Raw genomic sequence first — 15,642 nt, 5'->3', positions numbered from 1 at the left:
ACACCCCAGCCCAACGCCTAGCCGCGCTCTTGAACCAAGCCGCCTAGCCACGTTGCACTAATCGATTGACTTTGAGCCGAGATCCGCGCGATCACGTTCACGTTCGACGTACGCTCGGCTCGACATCGAGCGGGAGACGTCTGATGACAGAAGCATTTGTGCTTGGTGGTGTCCGCACTCCATTTGCGCGGTACGGCAGCTCGCTGTCGCACATCCGCACCGATGACCTCCTCGGCATGACGATGAAGGGCGCGTGCGAACGCGTCGGCGTCGAACTCGGCGCCATCGAGGACGTCGTCGCCGGTTGTGTGAACCCTGCCCACGAGGGGATGGGTGACGTCGCCCGCTGGGCGGCGCTCGCCGCCGGATTCCCGGACACCGTGGCCGGGACGACCATCAACCGATTCTGCGGTTCGTCGCTGAGTGCCACGATCAACGTCGCGCACGCGATCCGGGCCGGCGACCTGGGCGTGGGGATGGCCTGCGGCGTCGAGTCGATGTCGCGATCGGGCTGGGCCTACATGAAAGGCGACGCACCGTTCGCGCCGCGCGGGCCGGTCATCCTGCTCGACACCATGTGGGCCGGTGCCGGCGGCCCGCCCAACCCGGCGCTGCTGGCGCGCAACGCCTACATCAGCATGATCGAGACCGCGCAGAAGGTGGCTGATCGCTACGGTCTGACGCGCGAGGAGATCGACGCCTTCGCGCTGCGCACACAGCGAAATGCCAAGGCGGCCCGCGATTCCGGGCGCCTGGCCAAGGAGATCATGCCGGTCGAGATCGCCGCGACGAAGAAGGCGCCGGCGCGGCTTTTCGAGCACGACGAATTCATCCGCGACGAGACCACGGCCGAGCAGCTGGCGGCACTGCGACCGCAGCCGGGTACGACCCAGATGACCGCGGCCAATTCGACGCCGCTCACCGATGGCGCCAGCGCCCTGGTACTGGCGTCGGGGGAGCGCGCGGCGGAACTCGGCGTCGAGCCGTTGGCGCGGGTGGTGTCCTCGGCGGTGTACGGGATCGACCCGCTGTTCATGGGGCTGGCACCGGCGTGGGCCCTGCCCCTGGCCATCAAACGTGCCGGTCTGACGCCTGAGCAGATCGATGTCTGGGAGGTCCACGAAGCGTTCAGCGCGCAGGCCCTCGGGGTGTTGCGCGAGCTGCCCAATCAGCTCGACGGATTCGTCGTGCCCGACGAGAAGCTCACACCCAACGGGGGCGCCGTGGCGATCGGCCACCCGTTCGGCGCCACCGGTGCCCGGTATGTCCTGACCCTGGCCACCGAACTGCGCGAGCGCAATGCCCGCTACGGAGCCATCGGCGTCTGCGTCGGATCGGGTCAAGGCGTTGCCATTGTGCTCGAAAATCCCTCTGCTGCTTGAGGAGTAGGCGAGCGACTGGGTGCGATTTTTTGTCGTACCCCTCTGGTTTGATGGTGTTATGTCCAGCAGCGCAACGGCTTTCGATGTTGAGTCGTCGCCGTGCGAGCGGATGGATGCGTACTTCGCCGAGATCGGTGAGCTGACCGGTCAGCGCAACGCGATCGACGCGCGGCTGGTGCAGATTGCCGCCGAGATCGACCGGGACGGGCTCTGGGGTGCCACCGGTGCCCGGTCGATGGCGTCGTTGATGGCATGGAAAACCGGTGTCTCGCCGCGTAATGCGGAAGTGATGGTGGCGGTGGCGCACCGGTTGGAGGAGTTCCCGCGCTGCGCGGAGGCGATGCGGGCGGGCCGGTTGTCGTTGGATCAGGTCGGGGTGGTCGCCGAACACGCGGCCGACGGTTCTGACGAGCACTACGCGCAGTTCGCCGAATCCGCCACGGTCACGCAGTTGCGGACGGCGGTGAAACTGGAACCGCGCCCGGAGCCTGAGCCCACGCCTGAACCGGAGCGGTCGATCGCCAAGACCACCCATGATGACGGCTCGGTCACCTACAAGATCCGGCTGCCGAAGTTGGAGGCGGCGAAGTTCGATGCCGCCGTGGCGTCGCATCAGGACGCGTTGGTCGCGGACTGGAAACGCGACCACGAAGACACCGAAGGGCAAGTGTCGGAGCAGGCACCGCCGTTCCCGAACCAGGTGGACGCGTTCATGAGCGTGGTCGAGGCCGGCTGGGACGCCGACGTGGCACTGCGTCCGCATGCGCAGCACACCACCGTCGTCGTGCATGCGGACCTCGAACAGCGCACAGCCACCTTGCATCTGGGGTCGATGCTCACCGACGAGGAACGCCAACTGCTGTTGTGCGACGCCACCTGCGAGGTATGGCTCGAGAAACACGGGCAGCCGATCGGGGCCGGGCGCACCACCCGCACCATCAGCCGGCGGCTGCGCCGCGCGCTGGAACACCGCGACCGCTGCTGCCGCGTCCCCGGGTGCGGGGCCACCCGCGGTTTGCATGCGCATCACATCATTCATTGGGAGAACGGCGGGGAGACCGAACTGCACAACCTGGTGCTGGTGTGCCCGTACCACCATCGGCTGCATCACCAGCGGGTCATCACGATCACCGGGCCGGCTGATCGGCTGGTCGTCGCCGATGCCGCGGGCCGCCAGCTCGACGGCGGATCTCTTGCGCGGCCACCCACCTCAGCTCGCCCTGATGTGCCGCCGTGCCCCGGACCGACCGGGGAACGCGCCCAATGGTGGTGGTACCAACCCTTCGAACCACCACCCACACCCTCGACCAACTAGGGCAGCAGCGGCAGCCGCCACAGCGGTGCGCCGGGTTCGAGGAACCACAGCCGCGTCGCGGTCAGACGCAGAATCCGGATGGCGCCGGTCATCATGAGCACCGCCAGCGGCAGTTCGATCAATACCGCGGTGACCAACGGCACCGTCGAGTCGTGGCCGAAATCGGACGTCATGACGTCGAACCAGGCATCACAGACCAGCAGCACCCCGGTCGTGAACGCGGTGAGCAGCACGAGTTGACGACGCAACCAGCCCAGCACCGCGGTCGTGGCCATGAAGGCGACGAGGAGACCGTCGAAACCGATCCAGGTCGCCGGCCAGTTGTGCGCCGTGTAGTTGTCCGGAAGCGTGAATCCGAGGTAGACGACCCACGGGATCAGCACGATGCAGCTGCCGGTCATCACCGTCAGCCGGATGCGCCGCATCCTCCTCGCCATCGCGGGCGGGAACACTTCATCCAGTGGACGCTGCAAGCGCATGATCAGCTCGTGCCGCTGCGCCGGCGTCATCGCGGCGATGGCGGCGTCTGACAACCCACTTTCCATGCGGTCGATACTGCCGAACGTCTTGCCGGAGGCCTAGCGCAGCCGCAGCCCTCGCGGCGTTCGGGAGAAACCGGCGTCGGCAAGCGCGGCGTGGACCTCGGCCTGCGCCGCGTCGGGGGTAGGGGCCAATACCGGCTCCCCGTTGACCTTCTCGATCAACAGCGACTGCAGCCGACCGGTGCTCACCAGCTCCGCCAGCGCACCGGCCGCCGCGCGTTGTTGTTCCGGGGTGGCGCCGAACGACAACAACGATTTTCCGCCGCGCTCCAGGAACCACACCGACTCGCCGTCGACCAACGCGACCAGCGCGCCCGCCTTGCGGCCCGGCCGATGGCCGGCTGCCTCGGGCCAGGGGAGCGCAACGCCGTAGGGATTTCCCGGGTCCGTGGCGGCGAGCACGATGGCGGTGTAATCGGGGCTGCTCTGGTCGACGTTGTCGAGATAGTTGCGCAGCCGGTCCACCGTCGAGGCCACCGCGAACTGTGCACCACCGAGGGATTCGATGAAATACCCGCGCTGGCAGCGTCCGGCTTCCTCGAAAGCCGTCAGCACTTTGTAGAGGGTGGCGAAGCCGCCGGGCAGACCGTCGGCCGCGCCACGCGTGACGACGCCATAGCGGTTGAGGAGCAGCTCGGCCTGAAAGTGTGCCCGTGTCGTGGATTCCGGCTCAGCGGGTGGCAGGGCCGACCACCGGCCGGCGACCGTGGGATCGACGGTGCGGGCCTGCGGCCGGGCGACGCTGTACCGGCTGAGCCGGGGCGGACGCTGCTGCCGCTGCCGGTGCGATCCACCGGGTTTGCGTCCCGCGTTGCCGAGGAGCGCCCGTACCGGCGCGAAGGTGTCGCCGGTGACCCAGCCGGCCCAGATCAGTTCCCACAGCGCCTGTTTCGCATCGGTGCTGTCTTCGGCCGCCAGCTGCCGGAAGAAGTAGGCGCCGCCGTTGCTCAGCGTGTCCAGCAGCTCGCGGTGCGCGTCGGTGAACTCGATCTCGGTGCCCGGCGCCAGTGACAGCGGCGCGGTGTCGGACCGATGGAAGACGACCCAGCCGTCGTTGGCGCCGATCTGGCCGGCACCCGACCAGGTGACCTCACCGGAGGCCAGCAGTTCGTCGAGCATCGCCGGCTGATAGTCCGACACCCGCTGGCCGAACACGAGCGGCTCGACCGCGGACGCCGGAATCGGCACGCCCGCAAGCTGTTCGATGACCGACGCCAGGCCGTCGATGCCGCGGGCATCACCGAACTGCTGCCAGGCCGGCAGGAACCGGGCGTACGCGGCGGTGCTGACGGGTTCGATCTGGGCCCGCAGTGCGGCCAGCGACCGGCGCCGCAGAATCTTCAGCACCGTGGCGTCACACCACTGCTGGTCGACGCTGTCCGGCAGATCGGTGAACTCACCGCGAATGAGCTTGCCGTCCAGCACCATCCGACTCAGGGCATCGGCGGTCACCCGGTGACCCAGGCCGAACCGGGCGGCGGCCTGCGTCGTCGTGAACGGGCCGTTGGTCCTGGCGTAGCGGCCGAGCAGTTCACCCAGCGGGTCGGTCACGGTGGCGGTGAAACTGGCCGGCACGCCGACCGGCACCGCGACACCGAGGCCGTCGCGCAACAGGCCCATGTCTTCGACGGCGGCCCACCAGCTCTGGCCGGCGAACGTCACCGAGACGGCGCGTTTGGCAGCTTGCAAGGTGGCGCACCAGGCCTCGACATCGCTTGCGGTGCAACGCTGCCGGAGTTCCTCGGTGGTGAGCGGCCCGAGCAGCCGCAGGAGGTCGGCGATGCCTTCGGCGTCGCGCGCGGCACGGTCTTCGGTCAGATGTTGCAGTTGCCGGATGGTGGCGGTGACCACGTCCGGGTCGAGCAGTTCCCGTAGCTCGACGCGGCCCAGGAGCTCGGCCAACAGGGTGGCGTCCAACGACAGTGCGGCAGCCCGGCGTTCGGCGAGGGGGCTGTCGCCTTCGTACATGAACGCGCCGACGTAACCGAACAGCAGCGATGCGGCGAACGGCGACGGCGTGGCGGTCTGCACGTCGAGCACCCGGATGCGGCGTTGTGCGACGCGGCGCATCAACTCGATCAGCATCGGCACGTCGTAGACGTCCTGCAGGCATTCCCGCACCGTCTCCAGCACGATCGGGAAATCCGGGTACTTGCGGGCGATGTCGAGCAGCTGCGCGGCGCGCTGCCGCTGATGCCACAGCGGCGACCGCTTGCCGGGATGGCGCCGCGGGAGCAGCAGCGCCCGTGCCGCGCATTCGCGGAAGCGCGACGCGAACAGTGCCGACCCGCCGACCTCAGCGGTGACGATGGGCTCGATCTCGTCGGCCTCGAAGACGAAAATGTCTGCGCCGGGCGGGTTTTCCCCGGTATCGGGCAGCCGCAGCACGATGCCGTCGTCGGATGCGGTGGGCTTCTCGTCGATGCCGTACCGCTCCATGATGCGTCGGCCGACCGCCAGCGCCAGCGGCCCGTGCACCCGCAGCCCGTAGGGGGAGTGCAGGACGATCCGCCAGTCGCCGAGCTCGTCGCGGAACCGTTCCACCACGAACGTGGTGTCGGTGGGCACCGTACCGGTGGCCTGCCGCTGTTCGTCGAGCAGCTGCCACAGGTTGTCGGTGGCGTAGCCGTTGAAACCCATTGTGCTGCAGTAGTCGTCGAACTCGGTGCGCGGCAGTCCGGCGAGCTTCCCGGTGAAGGCGCCGATCGCCGCACCCAGCTCGGCGGGGCGGCCGACGGCGTCGCCGCGCCAGAACGGCAACCGCGCGGGCTGGCCGGGCGCGGGCAGCACCAGCACCCGGTCGTGGGTGATCTCGGTGATCCGCCAGCTGGTGGCGCCCAGGGAGATGACGTCGCCGGGCCGTGACTCGTAGACCATCTCCTCATCGAGTTCACCTACCCGCGAGGGCTTTTCGTCACCCGTGGCCAGGTAGACGGTGAACATGCCGCGGTCCGGGATCGCCCCGCCGGACGTGACCGCCAGCCGTTGCGCGCCCGGCCGGGCGGTCAGGGTGCCGGTGTCGCGGTCGTAGACCAGACGCGGCCGCAGCTCGGCGAACTCGGTCGACGGGTACTTGCCGGCCAACAGGTCGAGCGTCGCTTCGAATGCGCTGCGAGGTAAGGCGGCGAACGGTGCGCTACGGCGGACCGCGTCGAACCAGCGGTCGGCATCGAGCGGTTCGAGAGCGGCCGCCGCGACCGTGTGCTGGGCCAGCACGTCGAGTGGATTGGTGGGTACCTGCAGGGTCTCGATCTCGCCGGCGCGCATCCGCTGCACGGTGACGGCACAGTCGATCAGGTCGGTGCGGTGCTTGGGCAGCAGCACGCCCTCGGAGATCTCACCGACCTGGTGGCCGGCGCGGCCGATGCGCTGCAGACCACTGGCCACCGAGGGCGGCGCCTCGACCTGGATGACCAGATCGACGGCACCCATGTCGATACCGAGTTCCAGGCTCGAGGTGGCGACGACGGCCTTGAGCCGGCCGCTCTTGAGGTCCTCTTCGACCTGCGCCCGGGCCTCCTTGCTGACCGAGCCATGGTGGGCCTTGGCCAGCAGGCTCGGCGCGCCGAAGGTCTGCCCGCTACCCATGAGGTTGGCGGGCGCGCCGCCGCCGACCTGCGGGTTGCGTTCATTGGGCAACTCGATGCCGGAACGGGCGGCGTGAATCTCGTTGAGCCGCGCGGTGAGCCGTTCGGCCAGGCGCCGGGAGTTGGCGAACACCAGCGACGAATTGTGTGACTCGATCAGGTCGACGATGCGTTCCTCGACATCAGGCCAGATGGTGCCGCCGTCGAGGTTGGCCATGTCCGGCACCGGTACTTCGACGCTCAGGTCGAAGGTCTTGGCGGCCGGTGGTTTGACGATGCTGGTGGGGGCCGCTCCCGACAGGAACCGGGCGACTTCCTCGGGCGGCTTGACGGTGGCGGACAGGCCGATCCGCTGGGCCGGCCTCTCGAGCAGCTCGTCGAGACGTTCGAGCGAAAGAGCCAGGTGTGCGCCCCGTTTGGTGGCCGCGACGGCGTGCACCTCGTCGACGATGACGGTGCGTACCGTCGCCAGGGTCTCGCGGGCCGCCGACGTCAGCATGAGGAACAGTGACTCGGGCGTGGTGATCAGGATGTCCGGCGGCGTCGCGATCAGTTGGCGGCGTTGCGCCGGGGAGGTGTCACCCGACCGCACGCCGACGGTGATGTCGGGTGCCGGCGTGCCCACGCGCTCGGCCACCCTGGTGATGCCGGTGAGTGGCGTCGACAGGTTGCGCTCGACGTCGACCGCGAGGGCCTTCAGCGGCGAGACGTACAGGACTTTTGTGCCCTTGACGCCATTTGTGTCGGTGGGCTCCTGCGCCAGCTGATCGATGGCCCAGAGGAACGCCGCGAGTGTCTTGCCCGACCCGGTGGGCGCGATGACCAGCGTGTTGTGCCCGTCGGCGATGGCCTGCCAGGCCTGCGCCTGGGCCGGGGTCGGCGTGCTGAAGGCAGCCGCGAACCACTCCCGGGTCAGGTCACTGAACCGGGCCATCGGGTCGATTGGCGCCACCCGTCCATACTGCCTGGTGGGTCCGACAACCCCGGGCGTCCTGTGCACGATTTTCCGCGGTTGGCGCGGAAAATCGTGCACAAATCACTGGTTCAGCGTGCGCTGATACCGCCGCATGCCGGCGAGCCACCGTTCGTAATCGGCGCCCTTGTGCCGGTACATCTCCAACACTTCGGGATGCGGCAGCACCAGGAATGTGCCGTCCTCGATGGCCTTGACCACGAGGGTGGCGACGTGATCAGGCCCGACGACGTTCCCCGCGTGGGTCACGGCATTGCCGGCCACCCGGATCGCGGCGTCCGGGGAGTCCGTCATGCCGCGCAGCAGGGGCGTGTCCACACCCATGGGGCAGACGCAGCTGACGCCGATGCCCTGGTCCCCATGCGTGATGCTCAGCCACTCCGCGAAGCCGACGGCGGCGTGCTTGGTGACGCTGTACCCGGCCGCGCCGAGCTGGGTGAGCAGCCCGGCGGCCGAGGCCACCGCGACGAAATGCCCGCCGCCGCGCTCAATCCATTCGGGCACAACAGCTTTGGCGGCGCGGATGTGTGCGCGCAGGTTGATGTCGATGATGCGGTCCCAGGCGGCCTCGTCGTCGCCCAATCCCGGTTCGCCGGTGATGCCGGCGTTGGCGACAAAGATGTCGACGGGTCCGTACCCCTCGCGGGCGGCGTCGAGCAGCGTCGCGATGCCGTCGACCGACGACGCGTCGGCGCCGATACCGACACCGCCATAGCCTGCGGCCGTCTCGGCGGCGGCCGCGGCATCGATGTCGCCGGCCACGACCGACGCGCCCGCGGCGGCCAGCGCCGTCGCGATGGACCTGCCGATGCCCGAGCCCGCTCCGGTGACGACAGCCACCGCACCTTCGATCTTCACGGGCTCATGTCTACCTCAACCGAACTGCACGCCTTGAGCCAACGGCAGTTCCGAGGAGTAGTTGACGGTGTTGGTGGCCCGGCGCATGTACGCCTTCCACGAGTCGGAGCCGGATTCGCGGCCGCCGCCGGTCTGCTTCTCGCCGCCGAACGCGCCGCCGATCTCCGCGCCGGATGTGCCGATGTTGACGTTGGCGATGCCGCAGTCCGACCCGTCGGCGGCCATGAAGCGTTCGGCCTCCCGGATGTCGGTGGTGAAGATCGCCGACGAAAGGCCTTGCGGTACGGCGTTGTTCAGGGCGATGGCCTCGTCCAGGGTGTCGTAGGTCAGCACGTACAGGATCGGCGCGAACGTCTCCTGGTGCACGATGGCGGTCTGCCCCGGCATCCGGACCACCGCCGGCGTCACGTAGTACGAGCTGGGGTGCAGCTGCACCCGCTCACCGCCGGTCACCTCGCCGCCCTCGGCGCGCGCCTGTTCCAGCGCGCCCACCATGTCGCGGTAGGACCGCTCGTGGATCAGCGGCCCGATCAGGGTGCCCTCCACGGACGGATCACCGACCGGCAGGCTCTGGTACGCGGTGACGATCCGCTGCACCAGCGTGTCCGCCACACTGTGGTGCGCGATGACGCGGCGCAGCGTCGTGCACCGCTGGCCTGCGGTCCCGGCGGCGGCGAACACGATGCCACGCACCGCGAGATCGAGATCGGCCGACGGCGTGACGATGGTCGCGTTGTTGCCGCCGAGCTCCAGCAGCACCTTGCCGAACCGCTGGGCCACCCGCGGGCCGATCTCCTGCCCCATCCGCACCGATCCCGTCGCGCTCAGCAGCGCGACGCGGGGGTCGTCGACCAGCTGCTCGCCGATGTCGCGGCCGCCCAGCACCAGTCGGCTGACGGAGGTAGGCGCCCCGACGTCAGCCGCGGCACGCTCCAGCAGCGCCTGACAGGCGACGGCGGTCAGCGGGGTCAGTTCGGAGGGCTTCCACACCACGGTGTCGCCGCACACCAACGCGATGGCGGTGTTCCAGGCCCAGACGGCGACAGGGAAGTTGAACGCGGTGATGACGCCGACGACCCCGAGCGGGTGCCAGTTCTCCATGAGCCGGTGCCCGGGCCGTTCCGAGGCGATGGTGCGCCCGTAGAGCTGGCGCGAGAGACCGACCGCGAACTGGCAGACGTCGATCATCTCCTGCACCTCGCCGAGTGCCTCGGAGGTGATCTTGCCGGCCTCGATGGTCACCAGCGTGCCCAGGTCGGCCTTGTGCTCGACGAGCAGCTCTCCCAGGCGGGCCACCAGCGCACCGCGCACCGGTGCCGGGGTGGTGCGCCAGGCGGTGAACGCCTGGGCCGCCTCGGCGATCGCGGTGTCGGTTTCCCCGGCGCTGCTTTCCGGGAGCGTGAAGAGCACCTCGCCGGTGATGGGCGTGCTGGCATGCAGGCCATGGGCGCCGGGCTCACCCAACGTGACGTGAGCACCGACGGCCTGTAGCGCGGTTCGCACGCGGTCGCGGAGCTGATCGGCGGTGGGCAAAAGATGATTCTGCACAGAGGTCATGATGCCGCTTTCTCGTAGAGGTCGTAAGGGTCATGGATGTGCCGGCTGATGGCGCCGGCCATCCAGTCGAGGCTGTAGTCGCCAGTGTCGTCGGCGGCTGTCGGTTGCGCGTCCCGGTCCAGGTTCGACCGGAAGATGCCGGCCGCCGATGCCGGCAGGAAGTCCTCGTAGACAACGGGTTTCGTGGGATCGCCGCCGCGGTAGTAGGCCAGGCCCTGGGCCGCCATCTCGGTGTCGGTGGCGGGGAAGTACCGGTCCCAGTGCTCCTGGTCGGTCATCGCGACGTCGTAGCGCTCCCGGCCGGCGCGGGTCAGCGCCACCCCGCGGGCCTCGACCTCGCCGAAGCGCACCCGCAGACTGCCGTCGGACACCGTGCCGTCGGGGTTGCGAAACGTGCGTGGCTCGGCCAAGGCCCGAAACGACGTCTGCCGCAACAGCACCGGCGGCCCGTCAGTTCGGGGCGGACCCTGGATCGCGTCGATCATGGTGATGCCGCGGGCCGTCATCCGCCGGTACAGCTCGTCGATGTCGAGCACACGCGGTGTCAGGTGGTTGATGTGGGTGGTGGCCACGCCGGCGATGTCCGCGGCGACGGCGGACACGGCACTGAGTTCGTCGTACCAGGGCTTGTCGATCGGCACGCGCGACAACGCGAAGGCCGCGGTGCACCGGCGGACGAAATCGTCGGCATCGGCGGCCGGGCAGCCGTCGGCGGCGATCCGGCGGGCCTGGGCGATCAGCGCCGGGTCGAACAGTTGGCGCTGCCCGAGGAACCGCTGCACCCGGGCCCGCAGGTTCGGGGAGAAGAAGCGCGCGTCCTCGGTCGCCAGCATCGAGGTGAACACCCGAAACGGGTTGCGGTCCAGCTCTTCTGCCTCGATGGGTCGGAACGCGGTGGAGACCACCGGCACCGGTGAGGCGGCGTCGCGCAGATCGTAGAACCCGACGGGGTACATGCCGAAGGCCGCGAAAAGGGCTGCGACGTCGGCGAGTTCGGCGGGGCTGCCGACCCTGATGGCGCCGTGCCGTTCCGCGGTGACCCGGTCGACGGAGCCGAGCCGACCGTCGGTCGCGCAGTCGCGGTTCACCGCGGTGCTGACCTCGACGAGCGTGGTGTAGGCGGGGACCTCGGTGCCGTACATGCGGGACAGCGCGGCGGCGAACGCGGCCCGCAGCTCCCACGTCTGAACCGTCACGGCAACGCCTGCGGGTAGTCTCCGGCCATGGCCGAAGCCGAGCAGCTTGACGATGTCGACCGAATCCTGGTGCGGGAGCTCATGGCCGACGGCCGCGCGACGCTGGCGCACCTGGCGACGGCGGCGGGACTGTCGGTGTCGGCGGTGCAGTCGCGGGTGCGCAGGCTCGAATCCCGCGGTGTGATCACGGGATACACGGCGCGGATCAGCCCCGAGGCCGTCGGCCACATGCTGTCGGCGTTCGTCGCGATCACCCCACTCGATCCTTCCCAACCTGATGATGCCCCGGCGCGGCTGCAGCCTTTCCCTGAAATCGAGTCCTGCCATTCGGTGGCCGGCGAGGAGAGCTACGTCCTGCTGGTGCGGGTTGCCTCGGCACGGGCGCTGGAGGGCCTGCTGCAGCGGATCCGCACGGTCGCCAACGTTCGCACGCGAAGCACCATCATCTTACAGACTTTTTACGATGATCAGGTGTCACTGCCGGAATAGTTCCTGTTTCGAGTCGTTGAAACTGTAAATATTGCGTTAGGATGGCGGCATGACCGCTGTTCTGACTTCTGGTGACGGGCTGTCGGCGGGCCGTGCCCGCGACGTCCGCGACGTGCTGGGGCGCAGCATCCTGACCGACGGTCTGGACCTGGTGCTCGATCTGGACCGGTCGGGTGGTTCGTATCTCGTCGACGCGCGTGACGGCACCCGGTACCTCGACATGTTCACGTTCTTCGCGTCGTCGGCGCTGGGGATGAACCATCCGGCTTTGACCGACGCAGGCTTCCGGGCCGAGCTGGCGCAGGCGGCCGTGAACAAGCCGAGCAACTCCGACGTGTACAGCGTGCCGATGGCGCGCTTCGTGCAGACGTTCGCGCGGGTGCTGGGGGACCCGGCGCTGCCGCACCTGTTCTTCGTCGACGGCGGTGCGCTGGCCGTGGAGAACGCGCTGAAGGTCGCCTTCGATTGGAAGAGCCGACTCAATGAATCGCGCGGTATCGACGCGGCGCTGGGCACCCGGGTGCTGCACCTGCGCGGCGCCTTCCACGGCCGCAGTGGCTACACGATGTCGCTGACCAACACCGACCCCAACAAGGTGGCCCGATTCCCCAAGTTCGACTGGCCGCGCATCGACGCCCCGGTGGTGACGCCGGGCGTGGACATCGCTGCGCTGGAACAGGAATCGCTGCGTCAGGCCAGGGCGGCCTTCGAGGCGTACCCGCACGACATCGCGTGCTTCATCGTCGAGCCGATCCAGGGCGAGGGCGGTGACCGGCACATGCGTCCCGAGTTCTTCGCCGCGATGCGGGATTTGTGCCTCGAGTACGACGCGCTGCTGATCTTCGACGAGGTGCAGACGGGCGTCGGCATGACCGGAACCGCTTGGGCCTACCAGCAACTGGGTGTCACGCCCGACGTGGTGGCCTTCGGCAAGAAGGCTCAGGTGTGTGGCGTGATGGCCGGTGGCCGCGTCGACGACGTCGCCGACAACGTCTTCCGCGTCAGCTCGCGGATCAACTCCACCTGGGGCGGCAACCTCACCGACATGGTGCGGGCCCGTCGCATCCTCGAGGTCATCGAAGCCGACGGCCTCATCGACAACGCCGTGCGGATGGGCTGGTACCTGGTGGGCCAGCTGCGTTGCCTGGCAAGCGAATTCCCGTCGCTGGTACTCAACCCGCGCGGGCGCGGGCTGATGTGCGCGTTCAGCATGCCGTCGGCCGCCCAGCGCGACGAGGTCATCCGCCGGCTGTGGCAGCACCATGTCATCCTGCTGGCCAGTGGCACCGACTCCGTGCGGTTCCGGCCGGCGCTGACGGTGTCGCGGACCGAGATCGACGAGGCCGTCCAGGCGGTGCGGGACGTCCTAGCGGCGCTCTAGGACCTGCTGGCGGATCAAGCCGCGCAGCCGGGTCAGCTCGGTGCCGCTGACCAGGGTGCAGTCGTGCAATTCGGCCAATTTCCTTGCGGCGGGCGTGAAGTCGTTGTTGGTGACCACCATGGTGTGCGTGCAGTCCTGCATGGGCGCGCCGGCGACCACCTCCTGGACGGCGCCGGGCCCGACAGGGCGGGACAGCCTTTTGCATTGGATGGCAAGGCGATTGGGCCGCGTACCGACGATCAGGTCGACGCCCCAGTCGCCGGACAGCTCGGTCATGATGACGGGGACGCCGCAGGACCGGGCGATCCGGGCGACGTAATCCTCGAACTCGGTGCCCGACATGTCGTGCACGGGATCCTCGTGGCGGCTCGGGGTGCGCATTCCGGTGACGACGTGCGGAATGGCGGCGAGCAGCAGTGGCACGCCGACGGCTGTGGCCAGCGCCGGTTCCCACGTCCAGCCGTGCAGATACGCTGCGCCGCCCGATATCAGGCCGGCCGCGCCCAAGAGTTTCATCCGCACGCCAGGCATCGTAGGGCCAACCCCTGACAGGTCTTTACAGGATGCCGTCGGTTTACTACCGTGCGTAGTAGAGGTGATCCGTATGACTGGTGACTCCAGGAATTGGCAACGTAACTTCGATTGGGCCGCAGGCTTTTTGGCGGTCGCGCTGCTGCTGCACGGCGCCGACCACATGCGGCGGGGGATGAACGTCGTCCCACCGGCGGTGATGGTGGGTGGCACCCTGCAGCTGATTCTCGCGGCGATCACGATCGCGTTGGTGTTCAAGCGGAACCGGTGGGCGCCGCTGGCGGCCGTCGGGATCGGCTACGCCGGCGCGGTGGGATTCACTGCGGCGCACCTGCTTCCGAAATGGGGATTCTTCAGCGACAGCTTCTTGGGCGCGCCGCCGTGGGCGCGCGTGACGGCGTTCTCGTGGGTGACCGCGATTCTGGAGATCGCGGCGAACCTGATCTTCGGGACGATCGGGCTCGTGTTGCTGAAGGCGCGGACCGCGGCCCCAAGTGCAATCTGAGGGTTGCACTAAGGTGACAGGTGTGCAACTGTGGAGTTGCACTTACCGTCGCTCGAAGGGGAATCATGGACACTCTCGACATCACCCGCACCATCGACATCAACGCGCCGATCCAGCGGGTCTGGGACGCCCTGACCAAAGCGGAGCTCATCGCGCAATGGTTCGGTGACGCGGCCGAACTCGAGGCGATCCCGGGCGGCACGGGGTTCTTCGGCTGGAATGCCCACGGCAAGTTCCGCGTCGTGGTCGAAAGCGCCGAGGCGCCGCACACGCTGGTCTATCGGTGGGCCCACCGTGAAACAGATGCCGACCCGACTCCGCAGAATTCGACTGTCGTGCGCTTCGACCTCACCGAGATCGACGGCGGCACCCGGCTCGACCTGCGCGAGACGGGCTTCGAGAACCTGGCCGATCCGCAGACCGCGCATGCCGAGAACAGTGGCGGCTGGACCGCGGAACTCGACGACCTGGTGACGTACCTGCAGGCGCCGGTGTGACTGACACCCGCATGCCGGCGGTGCTGGCGGTGCTCGCCGACGAGACCCGATGGCGCATCCTGACCGAGTTGGGGGCCGACGACCTCTCGGCGAGCGCCCTGGCCGGCCGGCTGCCCGTGAGTCGGCAAGCGATCGCGAAGCATCTGTCGGTACTGGCCGACGCGGGGTTGGTCGAGCCCGTCAAGGTGGGCCGGGAGATTCGCTACCGCGCGCTGGGGGCCAAGCTCAGCGCGTTGGGAACCGAGCTGGAAACCATTGGCAGACAATGGGATCGGCGCCTGGCTGCGATCAAACGGATCGCCGAGGGCCCACTGGCGCCCTGACCTCCACCAGGCGCATACTGGGGTTGGCGGTGATATTGATGCTCAGCCCGACAACCGATCGATTCCGCGACGACGATCCCAGCGTGCATCAGGCCGCGCGGTTCGGTCTGGTGATGGGGAGCCTCGGCGTCGGGTTCATGGTGCTGGCGGCCGTCTGGGTCCGGCACTGCAGTGGTTACGACACGGCGGCGTGCAGCATGCCGTACCGCACCGTGCTCGCGCTGGCCGGCCCGCTGTTCCTCTTCGGCAGCGGGGTGTGGGCCTTCGTTCGGACCTACCGGGCCTGGCGGGGCGACAAGGTCTGGTGGGCCTGGCAGGGCGCCGGGTGGTTCCTGCTCTTGCTCATGTCCATCGTGCTGACCATGAGCCTGCCGGTGCTGCTGTTCTAACCGAGACCGCCGAACGTGAAGAAGATGGCGAAAAATCCGTGGCAGATTCATACGGTCAAGACAACATCCATTGATTTGGGAGGTTGTCGTGCCCAGTGGGTATCCGCATTCGAAGCA

At 68.5% G+C, this 15,642-nt stretch carries 14 protein-coding genes; 8 read left to right on the top strand and 6 right to left on the bottom strand.

Annotation, left to right across the window (positions count from 1 at the left end; translation table 11 throughout):
* The first annotated feature begins 143 nt into the window (after positions 1–143).
* On the top strand, positions 144–1,382 hold the full coding sequence (locus ACJH6H_RS28845; RefSeq protein ID WP_406776311.1) for a thiolase family protein: 1,239 nt from the start codon (positions 144–146) through the stop codon (positions 1,380–1,382).
* 58 nt (positions 1,383–1,440) lie between these two features.
* The gene (locus ACJH6H_RS28840; protein ID WP_406776310.1) at positions 1,441–2,697 is read left to right on the top strand and encodes a DUF222 domain-containing protein; all 1,257 of its coding nucleotides are present in this window, start codon (positions 1,441–1,443) and stop codon (positions 2,695–2,697) included.
* On the opposite strand, the gene ACJH6H_RS28835 is transcribed toward ACJH6H_RS28840, so the two are convergent.
* The 5 genes from ACJH6H_RS28835 to ACJH6H_RS28815 form a co-directional block, all read right to left on the bottom strand.
* A complete protein-coding gene (locus ACJH6H_RS28835; RefSeq protein WP_406776309.1) occupies positions 2,694–3,242 on the bottom strand; it encodes a hypothetical protein in 549 nt (182 codons plus the stop codon). The two genes, ACJH6H_RS28840 and ACJH6H_RS28835, sit on opposite strands and share 4 nt — an antisense overlap.
* 33 nt (positions 3,243–3,275) lie before the next feature.
* The gene (locus ACJH6H_RS28830; protein ID WP_406776313.1) at positions 3,276–7,760 is read right to left on the bottom strand and encodes an ATP-dependent helicase; all 4,485 of its coding nucleotides are present in this window, start codon (positions 7,758–7,760) and stop codon (positions 3,276–3,278) included.
* A 102-nt stretch (positions 7,761–7,862) separates the two neighbouring features.
* Positions 7,863–8,657, bottom strand: a complete 795-nt coding sequence (locus ACJH6H_RS28825) for an SDR family oxidoreductase (RefSeq protein WP_406776308.1) — start codon at positions 8,655–8,657, stop codon at positions 7,863–7,865.
* A 15-nt stretch (positions 8,658–8,672) separates the two neighbouring features.
* The gene (locus tag ACJH6H_RS28820; protein ID WP_406776307.1) at positions 8,673–10,214 is read right to left on the bottom strand and encodes an aldehyde dehydrogenase family protein; all 1,542 of its coding nucleotides are present in this window, start codon (positions 10,212–10,214) and stop codon (positions 8,673–8,675) included.
* The gene (locus ACJH6H_RS28815) at positions 10,211–11,410 is read right to left on the bottom strand and encodes a 2-oxoadipate dioxygenase/decarboxylase family protein (RefSeq protein ID WP_406776306.1); all 1,200 of its coding nucleotides are present in this window, start codon (positions 11,408–11,410) and stop codon (positions 10,211–10,213) included. The genes ACJH6H_RS28820 and ACJH6H_RS28815 overlap by 4 nt, the downstream gene beginning before the upstream one ends.
* 27 nt (positions 11,411–11,437) lie before the next feature.
* Here ACJH6H_RS28815 and ACJH6H_RS28810 point away from each other — a divergent pair, with 27 nt between their 5' ends.
* Positions 11,438–11,899 carry an Lrp/AsnC family transcriptional regulator gene (locus tag ACJH6H_RS28810; RefSeq protein ID WP_406776305.1) on the top strand — a complete coding sequence of 154 codons (462 nt, stop codon included), beginning with the start codon at positions 11,438–11,440 and terminating at the stop codon, positions 11,897–11,899.
* Between the two features lie 49 nt (positions 11,900–11,948).
* Positions 11,949–13,280, top strand: coding sequence for an L-lysine 6-transaminase (lat, locus tag ACJH6H_RS28805; protein WP_406776304.1), 1,332 nt, complete (start codon positions 11,949–11,951; stop codon positions 13,278–13,280).
* Here the strand turns inward: lat and ACJH6H_RS28800 are convergent.
* Positions 13,266–13,796 carry a restriction endonuclease gene (locus ACJH6H_RS28800; RefSeq protein ID WP_406776312.1) on the bottom strand — a complete coding sequence of 177 codons (531 nt, stop codon included), beginning with the start codon at positions 13,794–13,796 and terminating at the stop codon, positions 13,266–13,268. The genes lat and ACJH6H_RS28800 overlap by 15 nt on opposite strands.
* 88 nt (positions 13,797–13,884) lie before the next feature.
* On the opposite strand from ACJH6H_RS28800, the gene ACJH6H_RS28795 reads away from it, so the two are divergent.
* The 4 genes from ACJH6H_RS28795 (at position 13,885) to ACJH6H_RS28780 (ending at position 15,525) form a co-directional block, all read left to right on the top strand.
* The gene (locus ACJH6H_RS28795; protein WP_406776303.1) at positions 13,885–14,316 is read left to right on the top strand and encodes a hypothetical protein; all 432 of its coding nucleotides are present in this window, start codon (positions 13,885–13,887) and stop codon (positions 14,314–14,316) included.
* Between the two features lie 65 nt (positions 14,317–14,381).
* Entirely contained in the window at positions 14,382–14,813 is a 432-nt protein-coding gene (locus tag ACJH6H_RS28790) for an SRPBCC domain-containing protein (RefSeq protein WP_406776302.1), read from the top strand.
* Positions 14,814–14,824: 11 nt separating this feature from the next.
* Positions 14,825–15,136, top strand: a complete 312-nt coding sequence (locus ACJH6H_RS28785; protein ID WP_061003384.1) for a helix-turn-helix transcriptional regulator — start codon at positions 14,825–14,827, stop codon at positions 15,134–15,136.
* A gap of 38 nt (positions 15,137–15,174) precedes the next feature.
* Positions 15,175–15,525 carry a hypothetical protein gene (locus tag ACJH6H_RS28780; protein WP_064858495.1) on the top strand — a complete coding sequence of 117 codons (351 nt, stop codon included), beginning with the start codon at positions 15,175–15,177 and terminating at the stop codon, positions 15,523–15,525.
* Positions 15,526–15,642: the final 117 nt, after the last annotated feature.

The sequence above is a fragment of the Mycobacterium sp. SMC-21 genome, from assembly GCF_045310825.1.
Lineage (GTDB): Bacteria > Actinomycetota > Actinomycetes > Mycobacteriales > Mycobacteriaceae > Mycobacterium.
The sequence above is the reverse complement of the archived record's forward strand: the minus strand, read 5'-3'. Positions and strand labels throughout refer to the sequence as shown.